Raw genomic sequence first — 22,292 nt, forward strand, 5'->3', positions numbered from 1 at the left:
ATTTATTCTCCAAACTGTAGCGCACAGCTAATTGCTGCTTGTGTTGCAAGTGTGTCTTGTTCTGCTTGTTTTGCTTCGGCTTCCAACTCATCCAGACGTTCACGTAAGGTCATTGTGATTTCTTCAACATTACCGTCAGGATCATAACGAGTCACACTGATATGTTGATCAGGGTTTTGCATGATGATATCTAATGCGGCTGATTCTTCTGGACCATCGCCAAACAGTGAACCTTGTCGCGGATCTCCCATAGATTCAATTTCATCTATTCGGCTTTGGATGTTTTCACCAATTGCTTTTGCACTACGATTGTTTTGATCAAATACATTTAAGAAATCACGCGCACCAGGTGCAAGTCCATCATCAATCAACTGGCCTTGATTTAAATAATCATCAACACGCATACCACTGGCTTTTAAATCACTCAGTTTTTGTGCTGCTTGTGCCAAGTCTTTGGCAATACTGTTTTGATGACGACCACCTTGTTTCACCAAAGCGTCTAACTGAGACAATTGTGGAGCTGCACGAAGCAAAGCATTAAGTACGGTCTTACTATCATCATCCAAGTTTTCAGCCAGTCTCGTTACAAGACTAGAATCACCGTATGCATGCTGAGCAACGGCTGATTCAATACGACGTTTACCCTCTTGAGACAATCGACCATCACCAGTGATAACGCTGCCCTGTTCTGCTTTTGGTAACGATGCAATGAAGTTGCGAACATAGTCCATTGACTGATCTAAATTAATCGTACCGTCGCCATTAATTTGAAGAAGTGAAGCATCGGGCAAACGATCTACGTCACTGGCTGCACGCTCAGACGCGCTGAATTGCGACACATCGGACTCATTCGCTAACTTGGTGAATTGCACACGGTCTGTATCAGTAAGCCGTGTACGCACTAAAACAGGCTTATTAATGCCTGATATATCCCAACCTCGATCCGCTGCATATTGTTCAATGTAGGCACGGTATTCTTCAGCGCGTCCATTTTCATAAGCTTTACCAATGGCCAGTGTTCGACCATTGCCTGATTCAACAACACCATCCATGCCGATGATTGGGGCACCGTTTGACAGCATGTTTGATTCACCTAGTAGTTCAGGACGTAAATCATTCGCCATATCCTCAATCTGCTGACGTGATGCTTCGCGTGTCCGATCACGTGGCTGCAATTCAGATGGGTAATTAGGATTTACGCCATATGCTGCATCATTTGATGCAATTAGTTCATCTAGTGATTTAACTTCATAGGCCATGTCATAGCTTGATCCATCCATGCCAATAGCGGTACTGGTGCCATTGCCGCCATAACGAGAACTAAGCCGATTCCACTTGGTTTGCCACTTGCCAATAGCCTGACCAACCGATAAGCCAGACATACCGTTATTGTTCACGATGGCATCGGCATTCTTAGAATCATATTTACGGACAATATCAATCAGCTTTGCATTTGGGTCTGCTTTTAAAACTGCAGCTGCTCCACCCGGTCCAAGTAAGTGACCTAGATATTGCTCATGGGCAACCGGATCACGTCCTAAACTTTTACGCATTGATGCATTAGCATTCTTAATGTGTTTTAAGCCTTGTTTGATTTGCTCATCAACGTTGTTCCGATCACCACCGCCTTGACCCTTCCAAGTTTTATCAAGTACCTGAAACAAGCCGTGTGCGGTAGATTTTTTATTTTTGGCTGTATGGCTGAATGAGCCACCTGTTTCAAGATGGGAAATGGTTAATGCTACCGACGGATCTACGCCCTCTTGCTGTGCTCTACGTGCAATTGTTTTTGCATTGGTTGGTAAAGCCATAGAATCATAATTAACAGGCTTTTGTTTTTCTTCACCTTTAACAGGATGAACCACATTCACCGGACGACCTGCTTTTAAGCTTTCAACTGCACCACTCATGTTTTTAAGATGGTTATTGTGCTGAATTGGGTCAGATGGTTTAACCGGTGCGGCTGCATCCTCAAGCTGCATTTCATTCAAAACCAATGCGGATTGAATTTGTGTATTTCTAGTCTCTAATGCATCTACATCAATATTATGTAGTTCTGCATCAATATCTTTATTTAAGCCTTGAGCATAACGACCTGCACCGAATAACAAGCCATTCAAGACAAGTTCAGTGCCGACACTTTCAGCGGTAATTTCATATTTTTTGGCTTGTTTATTGTAGTCCTCTGATTTGAGAATTTCCCCACTTAAAGCCTGACCACCAGTAGATAACGCTGTTGCACCGCCAATAGACAATGCTGCATCTTTTACTAAACCGCCTGCGCCTTTAAAACCATAGTTAATAGGCAAAGCAGCCGATGCACCTGCTACCACACCATCAATTACAGCAACCTTTGCAGCCGTACCAGAATCAACACCTTTATGCGTTAAATCTTCATAACTGTAATTGGTTTCAGATAATCCGGTTGTAGCAACCGCACCCACGGGACCACCTGCCAAGCTACCAAGTACTGCACGTGTGGCAAAGTCAGAAACACCAAAACCGATATTGCCGATCAGCCCTGTATTTTCTTTATCTTCAAGCTGCTCAATTTCCATGACCAACTTGTTTTGACGTTCTTTATTTTTATCAGCATGAATTTCGGAAAATGATGGCTCACGTACATCAAGCGCCCCATCTAAACCACCGTTTAATGTGTCGTTGACAGAATATCCAATGTGGTCAGCAACACGTTCAAAAGGCTTGGCAACCGTATCAACAACTTTTACCGCACCCGCTAAAGCACCCCGCGGGATAGCTGAGCCAGCACCATCAAATAAGCCAGGCTCTTTTTTTTGTTGGGTTGCTTTATGTGCAATCCCTTTGGCGTTGAGCTGATCGACCTGCAGCTGATCTTCACCTGAATATTCTGACAGCCAGTTACTCATTACTTGGTTGCTCCTTTGATATTGATACGCCAGTAATTACCGCCCGATTGCAACGGATTACCACGTTCATTGATCAAATCATATTGAATTTCACCCTTTGCAGAACGCTTATCCGAACGACGTAAACGAAAACCTTCAAGATCAGATACTGGAATACCTGTATTTTTTGAAATTGTCGCATAGCCGCTTTCTAGGTGATTGTTAAATACATCATCTCTCATGCCGTATGGTTTGGATACTTTCCAATTCTTTTGATTACCATATTTCACTGGTTGCTCGTACACACCACCAGTCGCCATGCTTAATGCTGTTTTTGCTAAAGAATCGCTAATATCATCCTTATCTTTATGCTGATAGTTATCACGTTCAGTAAGGTGAGCATAAATAGATTTAAAGCCTGAAAACGTCATGTTGGCGGTATTACCGGAAGCGGAATTACCCACATATTCATTAAATTTTTGCTTCAGTAGTTCATCTTTCGGCATAAGCATTTGCTTGTTTTTAAGTGCCTGTGTACCACTCACAATTGCAGTTGCTACATCTTCACCTTTATCTGATTTAAAGCCATTCATACGTGCAATGCCTGCCAAGATATATGACTGGTCGCCACCGCCTAACTGACCCAAAGTAGCCCCCCAGATTGCATGACCTTTTGTGCCGTATTTTTTTGCATTGGAAACCAAGCCGCCAATGAAATTGATTTTGTCATTTACCCCCATGCCTTCGAAAGCCTTTTTAGCTTCAGGTAAATCCTCGGCAGAAATTGGTGCAAGTTTTATATTTGCATCTTTAAGGGCTAACTGGCTTGTACCATTATCAATCGCTTTTTGTGTCCAGGAAGAAGGATTGGTTTTTAATTCAGTAGCACTGAGCTCATTAACTTTCAGCCCTATTTCACGTACCGCTTGATTTGGATTATCTTTGAGTAAACTTAGCTTCTCCTGGTATAAACTTTCATACACACCCAAAACCTTTTCTTCAGTCACAGCATCACTGGTTGTACTGTTCTTCATTTTGGCTTTTTGCTGATTAATCAGCTCTAACATTTGACTGGTAGACTTACGGCCAAAGCTTTGAAAGTTGGTAGACTGTTGCTTATAAAATTGATATTCCGCTTCATGCTCAGTACCTTTTACCGCAGTACCTACATTCACCAGATAATCATCATCCAAGGCACGACCAGTCAAAACCTGAGATTTAAACTCATTAAATACCTTGCCTGATTCTGTTTTTCGTTTATTTTCCTCAACTTCAACTTGTTTGGTAATGGCATCAATTCGGCTTAAAGCCTGTGCTTTCTTTTGCTGCGCCGTTGCACCGTCAAGATATGCATACTTGCCACCATCTAAATCAGTAATTAAGCCTTGTAGTCTTGCCGTATCTTTAGCTGATACAGCATCACTAATGACCCCATCGACTGACATCAAGTTACGAGTGGATTTGTATTTTTGGCGCATCTCACCCTTAGCGGCTTCAGATATATCAGCGGTGCTTAGATAGGTATCTAAATATTCCTCACCCTGTTTTTCTTCATAACGAGTTGCAATATCAAAAGCACGATCCACCAATTGAACAGACTTTTGAGCATCAGCACGAAGTTGTAACGGTAAAAAGCCGGGTGCCTGCTTAATCACGTTTTCATCCCAGTATTGCTTTAACTGTTTTTGAGCATGACCAGGCATTTCATTTTCAAGCTGCTTATAACGATCTTGTGACCATTTCTGCAAAGTCGCATTTGCATCTTGGGCTTTTAGTGCTCCATTGGATACATCGTTTTTAAGCAATGTCACCTGCTCGTTCATTTCAGTAGTAAGCGTATCATCAAGCTTGATTTTGGCTTCTTGTTCGTCAATCTTGTTGTTGTGCAACTCCAAAACCTTAGCTGATACTTCTGCTTTTTCCTGTTCTTGCTGTAGGTTTTGCGCTCGCTTACCAGTAACTTGAGAAATATTCTGCAATGCACCTACAATCATCTGACCCGTTTGATTTTGTGGCATTTGGATACGATCAATACTGGGCATCGCATTACCAAAATTACCCATCGGAATTTTAGCCATTATTTCCACCCATTTTTAGTATTTAAACCAGCCGAAACGCTATTTAAGACACCTGTAGCTGCTGCTGTATTGGCATTACTTCTATGCTGACTAGCCGCGGCTTTTAATTGTTGTGATGAGTTATAGCCTGTAATTTCAGCCATATTCGCATCATAGTTACCTGCTCTTTCAATCTCATCATTGATGACAATTGATGTACCTTCATTCACATCAAGCCCATTTCCTGCAAGTGCTGCACGTGCTGTTGACTGAGCCTTTTCCTTTTCCTTGCGGATACGTTCAGCTTCTAATCGCCCACGTGCTGATTGTGCTCTACCATCGGCTTCAGCTTGTTCTTCCATGCCTTTGTTAGAGTTGTATGCTGAAATACCTGCAATAGCCGTACTTGCTACTGCTGCCACTGCTGCTACTGCCATCCACGACATTATTCAATCTCCTTACATTTGCTTGGAAGTGATGCAAGGAATTGATCAATCTCATCATCCGGTACAATTACTTGCTGCTCAATGATTTCTAAATCTGTTTCATTGGTCGGATGCACCGTGATCCATGAACTATCTTCATGAAAATAACCAATGCGTTTTGTTCCTGGCATGGATTTTAAAACAACCGGTGCCTTCAATAATTCAATGCCGTTTTCAGTAGCGACGGTTAGAGATCCAGTGAGCAAGATATTCATATGCTCCGTACGGTGCATTTTGCTAACGACAAGAGTTCCTGCTTTAGCATCCATCTGGCGCATATAAACACCAGGTGCAAAGTGGTGAACTACAGGCACATCAATCAATTCAGCATTATCGGTAATTTGCTGCTGAACATTACGGACTACGTCGATATAAGCCTTGTTTTGAATATCGCCTAAGATATGAGCCAAAAGCCCAGTATTATCCGGTGAAATAATATCGCTCATGCTTTTAGCTCCAAATCCAATACTGTGCCGTATTCGGTGAATCCAAAGTGTTTGTACAAACGAATGCATGCCGCCGATTCAACGCCTGTTGTGGTACCACACTGGATACGATCAGCACCCATCAATTGTGCCCATCGGATAAACGCTTGAATCAGCATGTAAGCTGCTCTGGATTTTCTAAACTCAGGTGCTACATACAGCACATCATCAAATGCAATTTTTATATCGTTGAACCAGTCACCACCTATACGACCCACAAAACCACCAATGATTTGCTCCTGATGCTCAACTAGAAAGATCACACCGCCACCCTTAATTAAACTGGTGAAGTGCTTTTCTGCATGCTCAGTAACGTAAGGACGGCTTTGATAATTTGGCGCTTCTTTAATAAATTCCTGCCCCAATGCGACCATTGCAGGCACATCGGGAAGCGTTGCTACACGTAATCGCATGGTTATTTCTCATTGATAGACATTTGCATAGCTATAGCTTGCAAGTGAAACGGTAGCGGTTTGTTGTGTGAAATTACTAAAGGCACTTCATGCAGACTTTCCCATGATCCACCTTCATGCAAGTGATAGCCTGTGTGGGGTTTTCGAGGCTCTAAAGGGTTATCACCATAGGTAAATAATTCGATTAATTCACCGTTGATTTCAGGTGCAATGGTTTTGTTAAAGAAGAAGCTTATACGGTCTACTTTTGCCTTATGCATGAGTGATGACATGGGTGCTTGGCTAAGCTCTGGCGGAAATAGCTCAACAATGCATTCGATAGCCTGACCAAAATTAATAGATTGCCCTGCCATTCCATCAAATGTCATGGTTGCACCATTGTCAGTAAATCCAACCTGGTAAACTGCATCACCATCACGCTGATAAGCTGAAATGTTGTTTAGGTAGGTCACGCCTTTGTCTACGGTATCAGCGACAAGATTTACGCTACGTTGAGAATCAACCAAGGCATCAAAAGACAATTCTTCTAAACAAACAGTTCCACCACGATTGATGAGCATGAATGCACGATCTGAGCCTAGTTGAGTCGGAATAGAACTAATGCTAAGTACAGATCCACCGAAATCATGCTGCGCCCATGCAATGACTTCTTGATCTCGGTTAAATGTAATCGATGCTACTTTGCCATCACCCAATACACACCAGACAATATTTTCGGGTTCTTGTTGGTATGAAATTTCATTGATACCTTTGTGGATCTCACCAATGTGAGAAGATAAAGAGCTGATCTCCGGAGAAACCAATCCGTCCACTTCAAAACGATAGGTCAAGGCACGTACACGCTCACCGCCACGTTGTACAAATAGCAATTCATTACCCACTCGTTCAGGCCGTGTGATTGGATAAGCACCATATGCACTGTGTTCGTTAATATTTACGGTTGTAGGTGTCAAGGCGCCGTCTGAGTCGACCATGTATTCACCGCCCGATGTGAGACATACCACACCGCGCTGTGCTTCTAAGAACAAAATACTGTTGGCTAAACCTGATGCTGAAACAATACTGAATGCATCGCCATCCTCTGTGGTTTCAAGGAAATTACCATTGGCACCCACACCACTAAACCAAATTTTATTCGGTGCTTTTTTTGTATTGGCCAGAACTAAACGCTGTTTATAGTAAGTGCAGCAACGAGGGTAGCCATTCACCCCATTGAATGCAGGAGGGGTAATGCCCCATGAACGCTCAATTGCTAGAATATTGGCATCAAGCTTTTTAAGAATTTCGCCGTTGACCCAATCTGCATTGATGTACTGCGTAATTTTAATAATCCCGCCGTTTACTTCGATGTACTTACCTACATCTGCTGCAGTAAATACCGCCCCGAGTTCAGCTGTAGTGGGTGCCCAATCTGCGAAATTTAAATCAGGCTGCTTATTTGTGTTGTCTCGAAGTGCTTGAAAATAAATACCAGTGTAAGCAACAACGTCACCAGCTAAATAAGGCTGTGTTTCAACCCAATTGTTGATTGCTTGAAGTGTGAATGATACGAATACGCCCAGATCCTTTCCTGATGATTGACCCTTTCGAAATGGGTAGCGTGCACTTTCAGAATCAGTTGGAACATGCGAATAAACAAACTCATTGATTTGCCAATTCCAATAATCTGAATTGCATGACAACCGATGAACCGGCACTTCACTATGCGTCATAAACATTTCATAGCGATACTGAACAAACTGTATGTTAGGTATTTGTTCTTTGGTGTATGGGCTTGCAAAATTAGCAATCCGAATCATTGTTTTAGGATTAATAACCTCAATTAGATTAGGCTTTAAAACAATCAAAAATGAATTGTTCGAATTCACAACAAACGGAATTAAACGGACTGCATTATCCTGAGTACTTAAAAAGAAAGTACCCGGTCTTTTCCGAACACCCCCTTCTACCAATGGAATCACGTTTTTAAGCGTCTTTGCGCCGTTGCTGTACTGCTGAATATCGGTACGTGTATACAGTGTTGGAGCTAATTCACCGGCACTGAAATTATTCTTCATGATGTGCTGCTTCATTAGTAACGCACTCCCATCAATGAAGGGTAATAATCTGCTGCAAAGTCCTGTGCCGGACGTTCCTGACCATTAATCGCACGTGCCTGTTTAAGTATATTTTGTAGTTTTTGCCATGCGCTATCAGCTTCGGTTTGACTGCCTGTGATTGGCTTAGCAAGCTTATGGACCAGATACAACGCCATGCATTCAGAAAATAGTGAATCCCATAGTTCTTCATTGTCCTGATCTGCTACATACACCAGGTTAATTAGATTGGTATCAGCAAGAATATGACGCTCCTCAAACTCGTAATTGTATTCACCTGCACTAATGACGCGAATGAAATCCTTAGGTAATGGGAAAGCATGGCTATAACCAAATGCGGGGTAAGTTGTCACTGGTGCAAGCTGTGCGCGTCTTTTGGCAAATGACCAAGGATGCATACGAAGCAATGCCCGACGTGATGAATCGTAGATAGCTGCACAACGACGTGCATTTTCTGTATTGTCATCAAAGGATTGAATTGTCTTTGCACCAATCATGCTCAGTGCTTCATTGCAGATTGAAACTTTTGTAGTTGTCATAGAAAAAGCCCTCAAGTTTTAATGATCTTGAAGGCTTTTAAGGTTTGGTTTGTTGGGTGTTAGAGTTAGCCGCCTACAGCTTTTAAATATTCTTTGTCGTATTCAATGCGAATACCTAAAACGTCCGAATAGCTTTGCATAGCTTCACATTGTTCTTCTAAATTACCCACCTGATCATCCGTTAGCATCGGTGCCTCATTCGTAGCAACTTTGGCTAAAAATGATTTCAGCGCATTAAGCTTTGTATCAAGAGCTTCTTTTTCTTCAAGCATACGTTCGATGTGGGTTTTTGGTTGTGGTTTGAACTTTCGCTTAAACTCATCTTCAGGCAACCACTGAACAAAACCTTCAAGCTGCTCAGTATTTTTTTTACCTTCACGGTCTTCAATCAAATAACCTTGATCTTCACCGTTTTCGCTTTCAGGCAATTGCCACCCACGGAAATCATTATATTCTTGACGTGTCATAGTTGCGGCATGCACAGCCATTGAACCCAAATAAGCACACATTGATAAAGCTAATAATTTTTTAGACATCTTATTTTCCTTTCTCTTTTAGACAATCGCGACATACTTTGGTTTCTTCATCAGCCGCGTATTCAACTTCAGTCGCACCATGAAAACCAAAAAGACACATTAAGAATTGAATCATTTTGGCTGCTCCTTATAAAAAAGACCTCACACCCTGCTCAGAGGTGTGAAGCCAAAGTTGACTGTTAGACTACAAAATCAATTGCGACTACTTTGGTTTCATTCGCACGACCTGCTGCAAATGAATGAACACCACCAACCTGTTTCATGTTCTTTTTGTCTGGACGAGTCGAGATATCGAAGCTTGTAATATCTGCATCGCCAAAATGTACGGCAGATCCACAGTAAGCAACGGTACGCTTAGTTGTTCCAGCTGTAGCACCATCGTTTAGCTTTTCGTATGGAACCCAGTTGAAGCCTAACCACTTGCCACCAACACCACCTTCTTGCAGCATTTTACCGGCCATGAAGTCGGCAGATGTAAGCGTAGTATCGCCCAAGATTTTCTCAAGCATTGTTGAGCTGTACAGAATGTAAAGCTGCTCGCCGTTATGCTCATCGTTTTCGTTTTTACGGAAAATTGATTTAGCTTTTACAAGCTGCTGCTTCAATGTGCCGAATGCCGACAAGATGATTTGACCTGCTGGCAATGCAACCGCAGTAGTAGAAGTAGCACCTGCATCATCAACCACTTTACGGCTTACAGAACCAACTGCCGCTTGATAAATAATGTCGTCAATTTTTCGACCACGCGCACTCAGCAAAAGCTTCATGTATTTATCTTGTGGATTGGCTTTTAACTTTGGAACATCACGCGGTTCAATCGGAATGAATAGATCAAAGTCATTCATCAAGACTGAGCGCACACCTGCATCCGGAATTGTCCAAGTCGTGTTGCCCATACGAGCACCAGACGCAGACATTTCCACTTGGCCCATGTCGTTAATCGTAAAAGATTCACCCGTAATCTTTCCGCGATTTACAACAGTTTTAAGCAAGCGCGATTCATTCTGTGCTGACGCAATTTCATATGTGTCATGAAACTGCTGAACAAACGCTGCCGTGATTTTGTTTTCGTTAGCCATTGGCTATCCCCTTATTTGTAAGTCTTGCTGTAGTAGCGTTCAACTTGTGCGGACACAGACTTGTGATCTGGGTGCTTATCGTTTAAATACGCTTCCGATGCCATCAATGATTGAACATCTACTGCACCGCTTTGTTGGGTGTTAGAAGGGGGTGTATCTTCATTAAGCTGTTGACCGAAATAAGCCGCCATTTTTAACACTAGTGGATTGTTACCAAATTCAGGGCTGTTCACTTCTTCTGGTGTAAGAATGCCGTTCTGAATAGCATTATTTGCAGCAGCTTTTGCAAAGCCAAAATTAGTATCGGTATCTGCTCCCCACGTTTCTTTCATGGCAGATACGCATGCTTCATTGTCTAAAGCCGCATTACCTTCCATGAGTGAAGGAATTAACTGGTTATATTCACCAAGCAAGAAATTTAAGCTTTTACTGTCCAGACCTGCTTCACGTGCACGCTCTAAGAACTCTTGGTTTTCAGGAATCGCCTTGAATTCGTCATAGTTAAAGCCTTCAACATTGACTTCATAACCATCAATTGATTCAGGCGCACCAGGTGCAGCTGTAGTTTCTTCTGTGGTTTGAGTCTGAGTTTCATCACCCTGAGTTTGATCACCTGCTAACACGCTAGTTTGAGTTTGCTCGGTGTTTTCATCTTGAGTTTGAGTCTCTGTGGTTTGCTCAGTCATTTACTTCTTCCTTATAGTCTGGGTTATTCGCTTGATTGATTTGATTGAAAATAAAACCTATGACGTTCGCCTGTCCTGCTTTAAAACAAGACTCACGTTCAGCATCTTGACCGCCACGGACATAGGTAGATTTATTGGCAAAAGTAAGTTGCAAATGATCAAGTACACGCTGACCATTGATGTCTAGATCAAATACATTTCGATAGGTTTCAGGGGTTGCACGACGTATGGCTTTGCGTTTAACAAAATTGCCTGTTTCTGGTTCTTCTTCTGGTGTGGGTAATGGACGTTCAGATAATTCAGTCTCAAGATCGACAATGGTGTGCTTCAATGCAAAAACTTGTTCCTGTAATACTTCTGCACGCTCCCATTCGTGATGTTTTTCATTGCGTAATTTGCTAGACACAATGGTTTCATCAAACCATTTACCATCAAGCACTCGGTTTTTATTGACTTCATTCCACCACCCAACGGCAAGAATAAGTCCGGCGATAAGCATCAAAGCTATGTAAAAAATCATTGCATCGTCTCCGTACCCACTTGCTTCTCAATGCCTTTAGCAACTGCATTGCCTGCCATTTGCATCATCTGCTGCTGCTGCTCTGCCTGTTTCTGCGCTTCCTGTGCCTTTTGGCGCATATCACGAAGCTCTTTAACTTCATCGGCGGTACGCATAATGTTTTGTGGAACACCACGACCATTCCCGACAAAGACGGCAACCGCATCAAAATCAACATTGTCTAGAATGGTTTGATCTACCTGTGCAAACTGAGAAAGACTCATGATGTACTGTTCTGTTGCTGTCACTTCTTCCATGCGCTGTGAACGTGCCATAGGCGATACAAACTTGAATGAAAGATTACTGCCCCAAAGTTCTTCAGGTGGCTGGCCTAAAGCACCAGAGCGAATAGCCAGACCAAAACAACGATCTAAGATTGATTGCAGGTACTCAGTTTGAAGTCGCCCATACATAGGTCCAAGCATTTGACGAATTAATTCAACACGTGTGTGAATCTCTGTAGCTGTCATTTGAGTGGTGCCGATGTTTGGCAACTGATCAGCCATTAACTTGCGACGGATGCCGCCTTGAATGTTGGTGAGTAAGTAATCTGCAATTTGAAAGTTGGTGCCATCATCCAGGCGCTTCATTGAATCAACTGAATTGGCAATGATGACTTTGCGTGGACCAATACGAACGGTATGAGGATTTAATACGCCGTCATCTTCTGCGATCCACATGCCACCTAACTGCAAATCTGCTGAACGAACTGTATTCTTCATCAACTCATTGGCAGTCTTGGCATCAGGTAGTGCAATCGTCATTTGACCATTGCCATAGACTGAATTGGGCAAGCGTCTTAAACGTGGTACCGAGCATGGAAATTCGTGGTACCCGGATTCCTTCATGGTGTAATTGTTGTCGATATCAACGTGGTATGAGGCAAAAGGCATAGCTTTGTTGATCTGACCTACCCCTACTTGCTTACGTGGTTGAATCACGTGTAGCAGCTTCATCTTCTCATCTGGTGAGTTCTTGGCTTTCTCAACTACACTGTGATGACAGTTCTTTTCACCATAAGTATTGATCATGGTTTCAACTGTCATTTCATGTTCACGGTAAATAGTATCTATTCGACCATCAGCACGTGTTGAGCCAATAAAACAGTTCCCAATGTGCCAAGACTCAAAGACATAACCGCCACCTGCTTCACGATCAATATCCGTATAGAGAACGCCCCAACCTGCAGTAACAATGTCAGTGACCGTTTCAAAGCTTTCACTGTCAAAGTTTGCTGCATGGATATTGCGCCACATGAATTGAGCAGCATCTTCAAGCCATCGTTCACCTTCAGTTAAGACAGAAATATCATCCACACCATCAGGCTGCGCTTTAAACCAAATGGCATTAGCAGGAGTTACGCCGTTCATGATCATTGAAACCAGAACTTGAAGTGCATCAGCTGCTGTTGAATCGTATAAATCGGCACGTTCAGTTTCACGCTGACCTTTCACACTTGAATCAGAACTAAAGTTTTGCTGACGCTCTGGTGCACCGTATTTATAGCAATCTGCCCAGTGCGATTCATACTGTGAACGTGCAGATTTAAGTTGATTTAAACGAGCAACAAACTTACGAGCGTCAGTCATATTAGCCACCGCCTAGAGTTGACTTGGTTTTAGAGATGTCAGGCTGTGCACCCAGAACACTCATGCTTCCTGCTGAAGTACGGCGCATAGCTTTCTTGGTATTTGCCTCAGCCGTTGCCTTTTCAGCTGCACGTTGTGCATCGCCTTCTGGATCTTGCTCGACTGTTTTAGGTTTTCCGCACATTAATCAATCTCCTTAGTTGTCCAACCATCAGGGCCAAGAAATGAATGTGTTTGCTTAGCAACTGGTTCACTAGGTACATGCGGTGCTACTGGTTTGGCTGCTACAGCTTTGTTTTTTCGCCACTCAAGGAATTCTTCATATTCATTTTTAGCCTGTGGATCTTCATCGATAGGTTCACCCATAAGTAAAATTTCAGGTTTATAAGCTGTACCAGTTGGTTCGGTTGAAGCAGTAGTTTCAGCATCCTTAGAATCAGGCGTACCGAGGATTTCATTTAAAACATCATCGGATTGTTGCGCCGTGGTTGGAGTGACTACTTCTGTTGTTTTCGGTGCTTCTGTTGTTGCACCTGGTGTTCTTGGTTGACGTGCCATGAAAAAAGCCCCAATGGGTTGATTGAGGCTTTAGTGTTGGTCGTTAGGTGTTAGGGTTTGTTGTGTGATTCTTCAATGCCTAAGCTCAAGGCCATCAACCTTGGTCTGTTGGTAGATCCATAGCTCCCATAAATTCTGAACCTCCTGGACTTCATAAACATAATCGGAGTGATTAATTCGCTTTAACTGAAGTAATATTTTTGGCGACCTATTGGGGTACTTATTGAGTATGTACTCATTGAACTTTGCTCTTGACTCGCTCACTTCTCAATCTCCTGATCCAGCTGCTCAATCACAGCATCTAATTCATCCCAATCATCAAACATGTCTAATTGCCCTATCTTGTATTTGTACGTTGCCCATTCACCTTCACGTGGGTAGCGATCTAGACCAACCTCAATCTGCCAAAGCAAAATGAATGCATCGCCATTGTCGTAATTGGGAATACCACCTCTTGACCATTCACTGACTGTAGACGCACCAGACACTGGTAGAACGTCCGCAATCTTTTCATGTGTCCAGCCTAAGCGGCCTAAATCTAAGATCATGCGGTTGAAGTCTGGACGCTTGTATCCACGACGTTTTACGAGGAATTCTTTAACCTTTTTCTTGGTTCGCTGGTTAATGAAACGCGCGCGCGCGCGAGGAGAGTCCGCAGAAGCTAATAAATCAACCGTCATGTTCATAAATCACCCCAACTCAAAAACTTTAATTTTTATCAAACCGCCATCCACAACATGGCCACGATTCACTATTAACGTGTCAAATTGCTCATCATCGGCACAGAATCCACATTTCACTAAACTGTCTATTGTTGCTTTGAGATAGTTGTCTATGTCTCTGCGTAATCGGTCAGGAAAATGAAACGTCACATCTAGTTTTAAACGTGAAGTTGAACCTAATGCCGGTACTAAAATTTTAATGACCTCATGGAAAGCGATAGCCCGATCACTCAAATATCTACGCTTCCCTGCTGCTACCCAGTAGTGATTTACAGAAGGTGGAACTGTTGCAATTTCACAGTCTAAAATTGTTCTAATTTCACCTATCTGTATTTCTTCACCATTGCTCGTATTTAGCGTTTTGTTTGCTTTACGTACCTTTGCTTCAATTTTCTTTTTAAGTTGCGCCTGCCCCTTATTTTTTCGCATTTGATGCTTGTTTAGATGTTCCTCTAGCTGTCCGTCGCTCCACCTCATATTTAAGCTACCGTCATTAGTTTGTTTAAAAAGGCTTGATTTGCATTCCCTGCATAGCTCAATTCGTTCATCTCTCACTCACCTCGCAGAGCCTTCTTAACCATCCAATATGCCTCCTCAAATGCATTACTCGCACCCTGTTCCATCATGTCCGCTTTTTCTTTCCATAAGCCCCAGCGGTTAGCACTCTCACCATCTAGATATTCCAAAACCTCATCAACTTTCTTATGCTGATCCTCCAATTTCTTCTTTACCCCGATATAACAAGCCTCCATGTTGTTGAGTTGGGTTTTAAGGTTATTGATGATGGCTTGTTGGTCCTGCAAGCAACGAAAGACCTGCCAATACTTGCTTTCAGGTTTGAAGTGTTTATCTTTTTGATAATAAATTCCCTCAAATATTTCTGAGAGCATTTGAATCTCAAATTCATCCTTGTCGGTGTAATCAAAAAGGAAGTGTTCAATAAACTGTTCTTTTAAGATCTGCTTAGACTCACTCATCTCTCAATCACCTTCGTACTCGGGGAAATATGATTCGGATATCACTGCAATGGTCAGTGCGGTCGTGGTCGGCTAGAGCGGTGCGGATAGCCTCAACTGAAGCTGTTGCGTATTTCTCCGCAAGCACATAATCATTTAAGCTTTCTGACCAGTACTTAAATATTCTTGGCATGTAGCAAGTTGCATGGTTTTCCACAATCGCCTTACACTTCTCTAACCCCAATTTTTCGATTAAGTTCATGCCACCACCATCCCTTGAATTCGACTCAGCAGAGTTGCAGCCGGATTCACTTGCTCAACCATTCCGACACACGTTGCAGTCGCCCATGCACTCACTGCTGTAAGTCCTTTTAAATCCTCATCCACTGTTTTAACCCACTGGTCAGACACACCACTCCAACGAACCTTCAAGCCGTCACGTTCAACTTTGATATGCTTTGCACCGCTAATCACTTCTTTGATGCTCATCAACTTGTTAAATGACCATTCCATTTCATGCTCATGAATCGTGCCGTCATCAGCCTTTGCAGTGGTCTTAATCACCACATTCCAGATTTGCTTACGGTCTACACGATGAGCCAAAAACAACGGAACAAAAGAGCCTTGGTAGATCAGCTTCAAGTCATCATCGTTTACATCACGATCCAAGCCTTCTACATACTCGGCTGTGGATAGAATTTCCCAAGTTGCGGATAGTTTTTGTTTGGTTTTTTTCATGCTGCTTTCCCCGTCAAAACGCTTTCAATGTGCTTCTTCACTTTTGGCCAAGCCACTACAAGCTCAACTTTCCCCTGGTAAGCCCTACGCAACTGAGAGGGACTTACACCGCCTATTGTTTTTGAAAGCTCAATCCAGTCTGATCCGACCTTTTCCGCATATCGAATCATTAATTCCTGCTGCACCTCCATGCGATATTTTTTTGATTCCGTTCTTTTTTGATTTGCATTTGCATCAGTAAAACCACCTGTCTTCACCTCATAAGAAAAACCACAAGGCAGCTCAGTAATCTTTTTGCGCTTCTCAAATTCAGCCACTTCTTTTGCAAGCTTCTCGCTTAAGGCACGCTTGCTGATTTCTTCTTGCGAATTGCGTTTGTACTGACTGCGAGGTAACACAGCATGTTTGATAAATTCTTCTTTAGTGAGTTGCATTACTTTCCCCAAATAATTGTTTTGCCATTTCCGTAGCTTTAAATGTGTAAATCGTTGTCTTGATCAAATACCCGCATTCAATTAAGTCTTTTAGGCACTGGCGAACAGTCATTACCTGACAATCAACTACCCTCTCGTAAATATCCTTAACTGTGAAATCAGCACTGGCATGAACCGCATAAATCAAAATATCCATACGCTTTTCAAATGCAGATTTGGAGCGGTTTTGCGAGTTCACCCAATCCACAGCTTTGTTATCGCTTGCTTTCATGAAGCCACCTCCATCACTGCACCAAATTCACCGATTAGATCAGCTTGCTGTTCACACCACTTTTTACGAAACGCAATATCATCCGCTTTTAAATCACTGTTGTTGTGGTCGAAAATCTCAGCCCATCCCGACCCATGTTTTGGCATCGGAATCACACACGTATTCAACTCAGGACTAAGCACCGCATTGCTGAATTGTGATAAATGTTCGAGTCTAGTCACACCCCACCCCCTAAACCTTGTTCTTCAACCCAGCCCAAAAACGCTTCATACATTTCATCAGGCACATCGAACCCAACCAAAGCCAACTCAACTTCTTGACGGGTAAATCCACACTCATTGGCAAATAAGCACATCAATTCAAAGCTACGAAGCAGCACATCACGGAAGTGATTAACGCGAGGATTTTTACGCTTCATTGTTCAACCCTCTGTTTTGCCATTTCTGAATAAGCCTGGAACATAGATTTCGGTAGGCTCTCACCTGCCTCCTGCAATTCCTTGATGCGGTTTTCAACCCACTCTTTTTGCTCTGGCGTATGCTGTATGACAGGAGTTTTTTCGAGTGGCTCAGCTTTGTACTCAACACGCTTAGGTGCGGGAATCACCTCATCACGAATGCCATTTCGCTTTGCTTCTTCCACTATTCGCAAATAAGAATCACGAAACATGAAGAAATTTTGCTTACTCGCATCCAGATATTGATCTTTATTCATATGAACAAGGTCATAAGCCTGCTTTGCGAGCCGTGTAATCTCGCTAGAGCCACCTTTGCGGTCAAACCTAACCGCTTGTAGCCAAGCTTCGTTTTCGGTCAAATACGGGCTTGCAGCTTCGCACCATGAACGGAACTCTGGAATGCTTGGACAAAAAACACTGGTTTTCATACGTTCAAAGCCAGCTCTTAATTCGTCATCAGATAAACCATTCAAGCAATCAACCATGGCGAAGATGATTTCTTCCGGTTCAATACCTGCCCATTGATCTGTGAATCTTTTTCCATACATCCCGCGCATTCTTGAAATCAAAGCCAAAGCCGATTTATTAGTGAACTCACGCATGACCCACCTCCTCAATCAATAAGAACTTTTTTGGCGTGATATCTATCTCACTGTTGCCAAAAGCTTGTTGTTCAGCCTGTCTCCAGCGGTCATGTTCTGCTGCTGTTTTTTGGGCTGCGGTTTGGAAGGTGTGTTGATTGGGGTTTTGATTTTCTATTTGCTCGTTCACATACCAAGCGGCTTTAAATGCACCCCATGGGTTTTGACGTTTCAAACAGTAATCAATCGCCTGATCCAAACTTAGGTTTGCTTTTTGAGATTCAGCAATAAGCATCTCGAAAGCGTTTTTGGTATTTACCGCCTTCTTGGCTTTTCGTACTTGCATAAACTCAGATGCTTGTTCTTCAGATACACCTAATTTTTTAAGTTCACTTTTGAATACAAATTTCGGTGAAACCGAAACTGGGGTATCAGTAATAGGGGAACAGGAATCAGGAATCAGGTTAAGGGAATCAGCAGGATCACTTCCGTTTTGATCGTGATTAATCTCGATATCTTCTAAGTTGTCTGAAAACATTACATTTTCTGCATCATTTTGGTAAATATCAGGAATGTCTGACCCTTTCTCTTTTTCATTCTTGTGCGGGTTTTGGTGCTTGTTAAAATTAAGCACTTTCCCGAATGTTTGACCTTGTACCGAATAGATCGAGATAAATCGCGATTTATCTAGAGCACTCACGAGTTGTTCGATATCACAATCGTCATAAGGCAAAAGTTGAACTTTTAGACGCTTTGGCTTGTATTCAAAACAACCCTTAAAATCTGCAATGGTCCATAAGCCGACAAACAATAAACGCGCCAGTGGCGGCAATTCTGAAAGCTCATCATTTGTGAAAAACTGAGGTTTGATGTTTCTTGCTCTAGCCATTAATTACACCCCGCACATTTATTAATTTTCGTACCTGCATAAACCCTGTGAGTTAAGCGCAGTAGACCGCCACACACTCGGCATGGGTTTGTATGGGTAAAGGTTTTACGACCTGCTGAGCGTGCATTGGTGCGATTGATTTGCCATTGTGGAATATCAGAACGTGGCTCACGGTCGCCATCTAATTTGAACGGTAATGGCTCATGTCCGCGTACCCGGTCGAATGCGGTAAAGCGGTCGAGGATTGGAGATTCGGTCATGCTAAAACCTCCCGAACCAAAATTTCATAACGCTTGCCATCTAGTGATGGAAACTCCATGGAGTGCTTGGCTGCAAGCAAGTAATCACCAACAGCAATTACAGCGTCATTGGTCAGGTCGGTGCGCTCACCAACCCACAATCCTGTCTTCTCATTCACGCGACCAACAACAATCTGTTTTGTGATCGGCAACAGTCCGATTTTTATTGGGTTGCTCATGCCGCCACCTGCTGCGCTTTACGAACCTTATTCACAAGACCTGTGATACGAGTCAGACCAAATGCAGTGACGCGCATATGTAAGAACACGCGCTCTCTACCATCATTTTGATTGGTGATTACTGGTGATGTGCGATTAGTGAATACTTTGTTCAATACATATTGAGCATGTGGTTGAAGCTTGCGATCTGCATCACGGTAGATCCATTTTTTATCAATCAGTAGTTTGATTAACTCTGATTCTTTGATACCGATAGTTTTTGCACATTCACGCAAACAATAGGTATTGGTGGTGTCTGCAATCGTTTCTAAGGCTTCGGCTTTTGGTTCAAGTACCGCTACATATTGCTTAAGTGCAATGTTTTCTTCTTCAGCAGCTAGAGCTAATTTAATTAGATCCATGCGAGAAAGTTCGGCTGGCTTTTGGTTTTCCAATTCTGCCCAGCGATCAACTAATGCTGCGGTAAACTCTGGGCAAAGTTGAGCGACCACAATAATGCTGTCACGCTTGCCTTGTTCACCTGAAAAAACATAAAAAGTTGTGGGTCTGCCTGCTGTGGCCTTTTCCCCCATTGGGGGTAAAGTAATAACACCACGCTCAGCAAGCCTTTCAATTGATTGCTTTACTTTGTCATGGCGGGATTGAACAAGCTCTGAAATATCAAGGCTTGTCATACTCTGTTGATTATGATTAAATTGTGTCATCATATTCATGTTTGAATCTCCTTAGGATTTAGACACAAAAGCCCTAGCTATTTGCGGTAGCTGGGGCTTTCTCGTTTTTGGTGGTTTCAATCTCATGGATTACACAGAGCGAAATGATTTTCTGCCCAGTAGTGAAATCCACATTCTTCCGTTGTCCAGATGACAACAAGGAAATAAACGGCTGTGAACAGCCAGCTAAAGCTGCCAATTCTTTTTGGGTCATCTTTTCCAACAGCTGATTAATAATCGATTCCCAATTCATAGGCTATCCCTAACTATAACTTAGGTTATAATTTATAACTTTTGTTTTGACAAGTCAATAATCCATGTTATTTTAAATTGCGTTAAATTATTACACAGGTAATTATTTGTTATGAGTCTTCTTATGGTTGGTTTAACTTGCGGTGATCGTGTCAGAGAAGCACGCACCAGATTGGGATTGTCACAATCAGCACTGGCTAAAAAGTCAGAGGTGTCGCAAGCCGCTATCTCTAAAATAGAGAATAATGAAACCGACAACTCTAAATACATTGCCCAGGTAGCAAAAGCTTTAAATACATCGGTTGACTATCTAATCTACGGAAAAGAGTACATAAAGAAGCAGTCTGGAAGCCTTAATGACTTTGTTGTAGTTGGCGGTGAAAACCCAGGTGAAAAACCAAGTGTTGACGAATATGTTCTCGTTCCTCAGTTTGACATCTATGGCTCATGTGGCGGTGGTTCTATCATAGACAGTGTGGAGGTTAAGGGTGGTCTGGTATTTAGTCGCCAGTGGATTAGGGAGCAAGGCCTACCCAACCCAGACGATCTGCGTGTGATCTATGCGAAAGGCGAAAGCATGTACCCTTCCATTGAAGATGGTCAGGTGCTTTTAGTTAATCCGCATGACAACACACCAAAATCAAATAAGGTTTATTTCCTGTGTATTGACGAGCAATATTATGTGAAGCGCCTTATTAATATGGTGACACACTGGGTAATTAGATCGGATAATCCTGACAAGGTTCAGTACCCAGATATCATTCTCTCATTAGAAGAAATTAAAGAAAAAATAGAAATTGAAGGTCGTATTTGCTGGAAAGGCGGAGCGATGTAGATTCCCTAAATTATAAAGGCGCTCATGTAGCGCCTTTTTTATTACATCAGTTATAACAAAAATTATAAATAATATTCTCTATGTTATTGACACCTCTTTATAACTTAAGTTATATTAATTTCATCGAAACAAAGAAAAGCCCCAACGTTGCTAGAACAACTTGAGGCACGACCCACACCTTACTTGTGAGTGAGATTATTATGACCCAAACCGCATCCCACAGTCAAACCCCAGAGTTTGACACGAACAAAAGTCAAACGACTGCAATTCTTTATCAGCAGCCGACTGAAGCTGAAATGCGTAAACCAAGCCTTCTTCTGCGTCTTGGTGATCTGATGGCAGCAGCCGTTTTAATTGCGACTATTTCAGCCTTAACACTGATGGCTGTTCATGGTTGTTCGAATGACGTAGATCATCAGGAACGAATGGCGGTTAAACACCAGTTGCAGTTTTCCGCTAATGGAGGGAATCGCTGATGAGTCTTTCTAATTTCCAAGCAAAACTTAAATACACCTCAGATGAAGGCTGCGAATACGAATCTGATTTTCGTGTAAATCCGAAGCAAGAAGATGCAAACAAGGTTCTTCTTGACCTTATTGAACATTTAGCTTGGATGGGTGCTGTAGGTGGTCAGGCTGATGAAACCACAAAAGCGTTTGAGCGTGGCCATACACAAGGTGTTGAGCGTCTAGCTTATCTGGATTCTTTGAAAAAGGAGACCAATCATGAACGCAATAGCTAAACCTGAATTGTTCTCTATCGAAGCTATTCGACTTGAAACATTAGCTCGTAAAGTTGCTGAAGAACTGGTTGCCCTATCTGATCCAAGCGACACGGTTTCAGTTATCAAAAGCAATTGGATTCACATTACTTATCTTGGCCGTGGCTCTGAATCTTATGAATTAAGTCTTTCTGGTGAGTTCAGCGATAAAACGCGCATTGCCTATCAAAACGATGTTGTGCTGCGTCTCAATAAGATCAAAAGCTACATCTTAGAAGAAGCGGCTTAGGGGGTAA

The 22,292-nt window shown here is 42.5% G+C and carries 32 protein-coding genes; 4 read left to right on the forward strand and 28 right to left on the reverse strand.

Translation table 11 applies throughout. From position 1 onward, the window contains the following. Window positions 1-2 precede the first annotated feature (2 nt). The 28 genes from E0H89_RS00495 to E0H89_RS00630 all read right to left on the reverse strand — a co-directional run bounded on the left by E0H89_RS00495 (window position 3) and on the right by E0H89_RS00630 (window position 20,441). Window positions 3-2,888 carry a lytic transglycosylase domain-containing protein gene (locus E0H89_RS00495; protein WP_131213598.1) on the reverse strand — a complete coding sequence of 962 codons (2,886 nt, stop codon included), beginning with the start codon at window positions 2,886-2,888 and terminating at the stop codon, window positions 3-5. Then, the gene (locus E0H89_RS00500; RefSeq protein WP_131213600.1) at window positions 2,888-4,945 is read right to left on the reverse strand and encodes a methyl-coenzyme M reductase; all 2,058 of its coding nucleotides are present in this window, start codon (window positions 4,943-4,945) and stop codon (window positions 2,888-2,890) included. The genes E0H89_RS00495 and E0H89_RS00500 overlap by 1 nt, the downstream gene beginning before the upstream one ends. Next, window positions 4,945-5,370, reverse strand: coding sequence for a hypothetical protein (locus tag E0H89_RS00505; RefSeq protein ID WP_131213602.1), 426 nt, complete (start codon window positions 5,368-5,370; stop codon window positions 4,945-4,947). The genes E0H89_RS00500 and E0H89_RS00505 overlap by 1 nt, the downstream gene beginning before the upstream one ends. After that, complete coding sequence (locus E0H89_RS00510) at window positions 5,370-5,855, reverse strand: hypothetical protein (RefSeq protein ID WP_131213604.1); 486 nt, start codon at window positions 5,853-5,855, stop codon at window positions 5,370-5,372. Before E0H89_RS00510 ends, E0H89_RS00505 begins: the two co-directional genes overlap by 1 nt. Further along, the gene (locus E0H89_RS00515; RefSeq protein ID WP_131213606.1) at window positions 5,852-6,307 is read right to left on the reverse strand and encodes a GNAT family N-acetyltransferase; all 456 of its coding nucleotides are present in this window, start codon (window positions 6,305-6,307) and stop codon (window positions 5,852-5,854) included. The genes E0H89_RS00510 and E0H89_RS00515 overlap by 4 nt, the downstream gene beginning before the upstream one ends. A 2-nt stretch (window positions 6,308-6,309) precedes the next feature. After that, window positions 6,310-8,379 carry a phage tail protein gene (locus E0H89_RS00520; RefSeq protein WP_131213608.1) on the reverse strand — a complete coding sequence of 690 codons (2,070 nt, stop codon included), beginning with the start codon at window positions 8,377-8,379 and terminating at the stop codon, window positions 6,310-6,312. Next, window positions 8,379-8,942: a phage connector family protein gene (locus E0H89_RS00525; protein WP_131213610.1), complete on the reverse strand. Its 564-nt coding sequence runs from the start codon at window positions 8,940-8,942 to the stop codon at window positions 8,379-8,381. Before E0H89_RS00525 ends, E0H89_RS00520 begins: the two co-directional genes overlap by 1 nt. 65 nt (window positions 8,943-9,007) lie before the next feature. Next, window positions 9,008-9,478, reverse strand: a complete 471-nt coding sequence (locus E0H89_RS00530) for a crAss001_48 related protein (RefSeq protein ID WP_131213612.1) — start codon at window positions 9,476-9,478, stop codon at window positions 9,008-9,010. A 179-nt stretch (window positions 9,479-9,657) separates the two neighbouring features. Continuing rightward, entirely contained in the window at window positions 9,658-10,557 is a 900-nt protein-coding gene (locus E0H89_RS00535; RefSeq protein WP_131213614.1) for a phage capsid protein, read from the reverse strand. Window positions 10,558-10,568: 11 nt separating this feature from the next. Beyond that, window positions 10,569-11,243: a hypothetical protein gene (locus E0H89_RS00540; protein WP_131213616.1), complete on the reverse strand. Its 675-nt coding sequence runs from the start codon at window positions 11,241-11,243 to the stop codon at window positions 10,569-10,571. After that, a complete protein-coding gene (locus E0H89_RS00545) occupies window positions 11,236-11,763 on the reverse strand; it encodes a Bbp19 family protein (protein WP_131213618.1) in 528 nt (175 codons plus the stop codon). The genes E0H89_RS00540 and E0H89_RS00545 overlap by 8 nt, the downstream gene beginning before the upstream one ends. Beyond that, entirely contained in the window at window positions 11,760-13,391 is a 1,632-nt protein-coding gene (locus E0H89_RS00550) for a portal protein (RefSeq protein ID WP_131213620.1), read from the reverse strand. Before E0H89_RS00550 ends, E0H89_RS00545 begins: the two co-directional genes overlap by 4 nt. Before the next feature lies 1 nt (window position 13,392). Continuing rightward, window positions 13,393-13,575, reverse strand: a complete 183-nt coding sequence (locus E0H89_RS00555; RefSeq protein ID WP_131213622.1) for a hypothetical protein — start codon at window positions 13,573-13,575, stop codon at window positions 13,393-13,395. After that, window positions 13,575-13,949 carry a hypothetical protein gene (locus E0H89_RS00560; protein WP_131213624.1) on the reverse strand — a complete coding sequence of 125 codons (375 nt, stop codon included), beginning with the start codon at window positions 13,947-13,949 and terminating at the stop codon, window positions 13,575-13,577. Before E0H89_RS00560 ends, E0H89_RS00555 begins: the two co-directional genes overlap by 1 nt. Before the next feature lie 260 nt (window positions 13,950-14,209). Further along, on the reverse strand, window positions 14,210-14,635 hold the full coding sequence (locus tag E0H89_RS00565) for a hypothetical protein (RefSeq protein ID WP_131213626.1): 426 nt from the start codon (window positions 14,633-14,635) through the stop codon (window positions 14,210-14,212). A 3-nt stretch (window positions 14,636-14,638) separates the two neighbouring features. Continuing rightward, window positions 14,639-15,148 carry a RusA family crossover junction endodeoxyribonuclease gene (locus E0H89_RS00570; protein ID WP_131214004.1) on the reverse strand — a complete coding sequence of 170 codons (510 nt, stop codon included), beginning with the start codon at window positions 15,146-15,148 and terminating at the stop codon, window positions 14,639-14,641. A 74-nt stretch (window positions 15,149-15,222) separates the two neighbouring features. Further along, window positions 15,223-15,648: a hypothetical protein gene (locus tag E0H89_RS16610; protein WP_250697800.1), complete on the reverse strand. Its 426-nt coding sequence runs from the start codon at window positions 15,646-15,648 to the stop codon at window positions 15,223-15,225. A gap of 237 nt (window positions 15,649-15,885) precedes the next feature. Further along, window positions 15,886-16,365: a hypothetical protein gene (locus E0H89_RS00580; RefSeq protein ID WP_131213628.1), complete on the reverse strand. Its 480-nt coding sequence runs from the start codon at window positions 16,363-16,365 to the stop codon at window positions 15,886-15,888. Continuing rightward, on the reverse strand, window positions 16,362-16,799 hold the full coding sequence (locus E0H89_RS00585) for a hypothetical protein (RefSeq protein ID WP_131213630.1): 438 nt from the start codon (window positions 16,797-16,799) through the stop codon (window positions 16,362-16,364). Before E0H89_RS00585 ends, E0H89_RS00580 begins: the two co-directional genes overlap by 4 nt. Continuing rightward, entirely contained in the window at window positions 16,786-17,070 is a 285-nt protein-coding gene (locus tag E0H89_RS00590; protein WP_131213632.1) for a hypothetical protein, read from the reverse strand. Before E0H89_RS00590 ends, E0H89_RS00585 begins: the two co-directional genes overlap by 14 nt. Beyond that, complete coding sequence (locus E0H89_RS00595; RefSeq protein WP_131213634.1) at window positions 17,067-17,291, reverse strand: hypothetical protein; 225 nt, start codon at window positions 17,289-17,291, stop codon at window positions 17,067-17,069. The genes E0H89_RS00590 and E0H89_RS00595 overlap by 4 nt, the downstream gene beginning before the upstream one ends. Next, window positions 17,288-17,488, reverse strand: coding sequence for a hypothetical protein (locus tag E0H89_RS00600; protein WP_131213636.1), 201 nt, complete (start codon window positions 17,486-17,488; stop codon window positions 17,288-17,290). The genes E0H89_RS00595 and E0H89_RS00600 overlap by 4 nt, the downstream gene beginning before the upstream one ends. Next, a complete protein-coding gene (locus E0H89_RS00605) occupies window positions 17,485-18,129 on the reverse strand; it encodes a hypothetical protein (RefSeq protein ID WP_131213639.1) in 645 nt (214 codons plus the stop codon). The genes E0H89_RS00600 and E0H89_RS00605 overlap by 4 nt, the downstream gene beginning before the upstream one ends. Next, window positions 18,122-18,997, reverse strand: a complete 876-nt coding sequence (locus tag E0H89_RS00610) for a hypothetical protein (protein ID WP_131213641.1) — start codon at window positions 18,995-18,997, stop codon at window positions 18,122-18,124. The genes E0H89_RS00605 and E0H89_RS00610 overlap by 8 nt, the downstream gene beginning before the upstream one ends. Further along, window positions 18,997-19,257 carry a hypothetical protein gene (locus tag E0H89_RS00615; protein ID WP_131213643.1) on the reverse strand — a complete coding sequence of 87 codons (261 nt, stop codon included), beginning with the start codon at window positions 19,255-19,257 and terminating at the stop codon, window positions 18,997-18,999. The genes E0H89_RS00610 and E0H89_RS00615 overlap by 1 nt, the downstream gene beginning before the upstream one ends. Beyond that, the gene (locus E0H89_RS00620) at window positions 19,254-19,475 is read right to left on the reverse strand and encodes a DUF7446 family protein (RefSeq protein ID WP_131213645.1); all 222 of its coding nucleotides are present in this window, start codon (window positions 19,473-19,475) and stop codon (window positions 19,254-19,256) included. The genes E0H89_RS00615 and E0H89_RS00620 overlap by 4 nt, the downstream gene beginning before the upstream one ends. After that, window positions 19,472-20,188, reverse strand: a complete 717-nt coding sequence (locus E0H89_RS00625; RefSeq protein WP_131213647.1) for a phage antirepressor KilAC domain-containing protein — start codon at window positions 20,186-20,188, stop codon at window positions 19,472-19,474. Before E0H89_RS00625 ends, E0H89_RS00620 begins: the two co-directional genes overlap by 4 nt. A 34-nt stretch (window positions 20,189-20,222) precedes the next feature. Further along, entirely contained in the window at window positions 20,223-20,441 is a 219-nt protein-coding gene (locus E0H89_RS00630) for a helix-turn-helix domain-containing protein (protein ID WP_131213649.1), read from the reverse strand. 123 nt (window positions 20,442-20,564) lie between these two features. Here E0H89_RS00630 and E0H89_RS00635 point away from each other — a divergent pair, with 123 nt between their 5' ends. The 4 genes from E0H89_RS00635 to E0H89_RS00650 all read left to right on the forward strand — a co-directional run bounded on the left by E0H89_RS00635 (window position 20,565) and on the right by E0H89_RS00650 (window position 22,285). Continuing rightward, the gene (locus E0H89_RS00635; RefSeq protein ID WP_165493989.1) at window positions 20,565-21,275 is read left to right on the forward strand and encodes an XRE family transcriptional regulator; all 711 of its coding nucleotides are present in this window, start codon (window positions 20,565-20,567) and stop codon (window positions 21,273-21,275) included. Window positions 21,276-21,475: 200 nt separating this feature from the next. Further along, window positions 21,476-21,751, forward strand: a complete 276-nt coding sequence (locus tag E0H89_RS00640; RefSeq protein WP_131213653.1) for a hypothetical protein — start codon at window positions 21,476-21,478, stop codon at window positions 21,749-21,751. Further along, window positions 21,751-22,017, forward strand: a complete 267-nt coding sequence (locus E0H89_RS00645; RefSeq protein ID WP_131213654.1) for a hypothetical protein — start codon at window positions 21,751-21,753, stop codon at window positions 22,015-22,017. Before E0H89_RS00640 ends, E0H89_RS00645 begins: the two co-directional genes overlap by 1 nt. Next, a complete protein-coding gene (locus E0H89_RS00650; protein WP_131213656.1) occupies window positions 22,001-22,285 on the forward strand; it encodes a hypothetical protein in 285 nt (94 codons plus the stop codon). The genes E0H89_RS00645 and E0H89_RS00650 overlap by 17 nt, the downstream gene beginning before the upstream one ends. Window positions 22,286-22,292 lie beyond the last annotated feature (7 nt).

This window comes from Acinetobacter sp. ANC 3781, assembly GCF_004331285.1.
In the GTDB taxonomy this organism is placed as follows: Bacteria; Pseudomonadota; Gammaproteobacteria; order Pseudomonadales; family Moraxellaceae; genus Acinetobacter.

Coding starts and splice junctions, on each gene's coding strand:
- E0H89_RS00515 (WP_131213606.1), bottom strand. CDS start 6,307: ATGCGATTACGTGTAGCAACGCTTCCCGATGTGCCTGCAATGGTCGCA.
- E0H89_RS00590 (WP_131213632.1), bottom strand. CDS start 17,070: ATGAAAGCAAGCGATAACAAAGCTGTGGATTGGGTGAACTCGCAAAAC.
- E0H89_RS00555 (WP_131213622.1), bottom strand. CDS start 13,575: ATGTGCGGAAAACCTAAAACAGTCGAGCAAGATCCAGAAGGCGATGCA.
- E0H89_RS00535 (WP_131213614.1), bottom strand. CDS start 10,557: ATGGCTAACGAAAACAAAATCACGGCAGCGTTTGTTCAGCAGTTTCAT.
- E0H89_RS00605 (WP_131213639.1), bottom strand. CDS start 18,129: ATGCGTGAGTTCACTAATAAATCGGCTTTGGCTTTGATTTCAAGAATG.
- E0H89_RS00625 (WP_131213647.1), bottom strand. CDS start 20,188: ATGAATATGATGACACAATTTAATCATAATCAACAGAGTATGACAAGC.
- E0H89_RS00520 (WP_131213608.1), bottom strand. CDS start 8,379: ATGAAGCAGCACATCATGAAGAATAATTTCAGTGCCGGTGAATTAGCT.
- E0H89_RS00620 (WP_131213645.1), bottom strand. CDS start 19,475: ATGAGCAACCCAATAAAAATCGGACTGTTGCCGATCACAAAACAGATT.
- E0H89_RS00600 (WP_131213636.1), bottom strand. CDS start 17,488: ATGAAGCGTAAAAATCCTCGCGTTAATCACTTCCGTGATGTGCTGCTT.
- E0H89_RS00530 (WP_131213612.1), bottom strand. CDS start 9,478: ATGTCTAAAAAATTATTAGCTTTATCAATGTGTGCTTATTTGGGTTCA.
- E0H89_RS00545 (WP_131213618.1), bottom strand. CDS start 11,763: ATGATTTTTTACATAGCTTTGATGCTTATCGCCGGACTTATTCTTGCC.
- E0H89_RS00565 (WP_131213626.1), bottom strand. CDS start 14,635: ATGAACATGACGGTTGATTTATTAGCTTCTGCGGACTCTCCTCGCGCG.
- E0H89_RS00505 (WP_131213602.1), bottom strand. CDS start 5,370: ATGTCGTGGATGGCAGTAGCAGCAGTGGCAGCAGTAGCAAGTACGGCT.
- E0H89_RS00525 (WP_131213610.1), bottom strand. CDS start 8,942: ATGACAACTACAAAAGTTTCAATCTGCAATGAAGCACTGAGCATGATT.
- E0H89_RS00580 (WP_131213628.1), bottom strand. CDS start 16,365: ATGAAAAAAACCAAACAAAAACTATCCGCAACTTGGGAAATTCTATCC.
- E0H89_RS00640 (WP_131213653.1), top strand. CDS start 21,476: ATGACCCAAACCGCATCCCACAGTCAAACCCCAGAGTTTGACACGAAC.
- E0H89_RS00650 (WP_131213656.1), top strand. CDS start 22,001: ATGAACGCAATAGCTAAACCTGAATTGTTCTCTATCGAAGCTATTCGA.
- E0H89_RS16610 (WP_250697800.1), bottom strand. CDS start 15,648: ATGAGTGAGTCTAAGCAGATCTTAAAAGAACAGTTTATTGAACACTTC.
- E0H89_RS00560 (WP_131213624.1), bottom strand. CDS start 13,949: ATGGCACGTCAACCAAGAACACCAGGTGCAACAACAGAAGCACCGAAA.
- E0H89_RS00645 (WP_131213654.1), top strand. CDS start 21,751: ATGAGTCTTTCTAATTTCCAAGCAAAACTTAAATACACCTCAGATGAA.
- E0H89_RS00615 (WP_131213643.1), bottom strand. CDS start 19,257: ATGACCGAATCTCCAATCCTCGACCGCTTTACCGCATTCGACCGGGTA.
- E0H89_RS00630 (WP_131213649.1), bottom strand. CDS start 20,441: ATGAATTGGGAATCGATTATTAATCAGCTGTTGGAAAAGATGACCCAA.
- E0H89_RS00500 (WP_131213600.1), bottom strand. CDS start 4,945: ATGGCTAAAATTCCGATGGGTAATTTTGGTAATGCGATGCCCAGTATT.
- E0H89_RS00610 (WP_131213641.1), bottom strand. CDS start 18,997: ATGGCTAGAGCAAGAAACATCAAACCTCAGTTTTTCACAAATGATGAG.
- E0H89_RS00635 (WP_165493989.1), top strand. CDS start 20,565: ATGGTTGGTTTAACTTGCGGTGATCGTGTCAGAGAAGCACGCACCAGA.
- E0H89_RS00570 (WP_131214004.1), bottom strand. CDS start 15,148: ATGAGGTGGAGCGACGGACAGCTAGAGGAACATCTAAACAAGCATCAA.
- E0H89_RS00510 (WP_131213604.1), bottom strand. CDS start 5,855: ATGAGCGATATTATTTCACCGGATAATACTGGGCTTTTGGCTCATATC.
- E0H89_RS00550 (WP_131213620.1), bottom strand. CDS start 13,391: ATGACTGACGCTCGTAAGTTTGTTGCTCGTTTAAATCAACTTAAATCT.
- E0H89_RS00585 (WP_131213630.1), bottom strand. CDS start 16,799: ATGCAACTCACTAAAGAAGAATTTATCAAACATGCTGTGTTACCTCGC.
- E0H89_RS00495 (WP_131213598.1), bottom strand. CDS start 2,888: ATGAGTAACTGGCTGTCAGAATATTCAGGTGAAGATCAGCTGCAGGTC.
- E0H89_RS00540 (WP_131213616.1), bottom strand. CDS start 11,243: ATGACTGAGCAAACCACAGAGACTCAAACTCAAGATGAAAACACCGAG.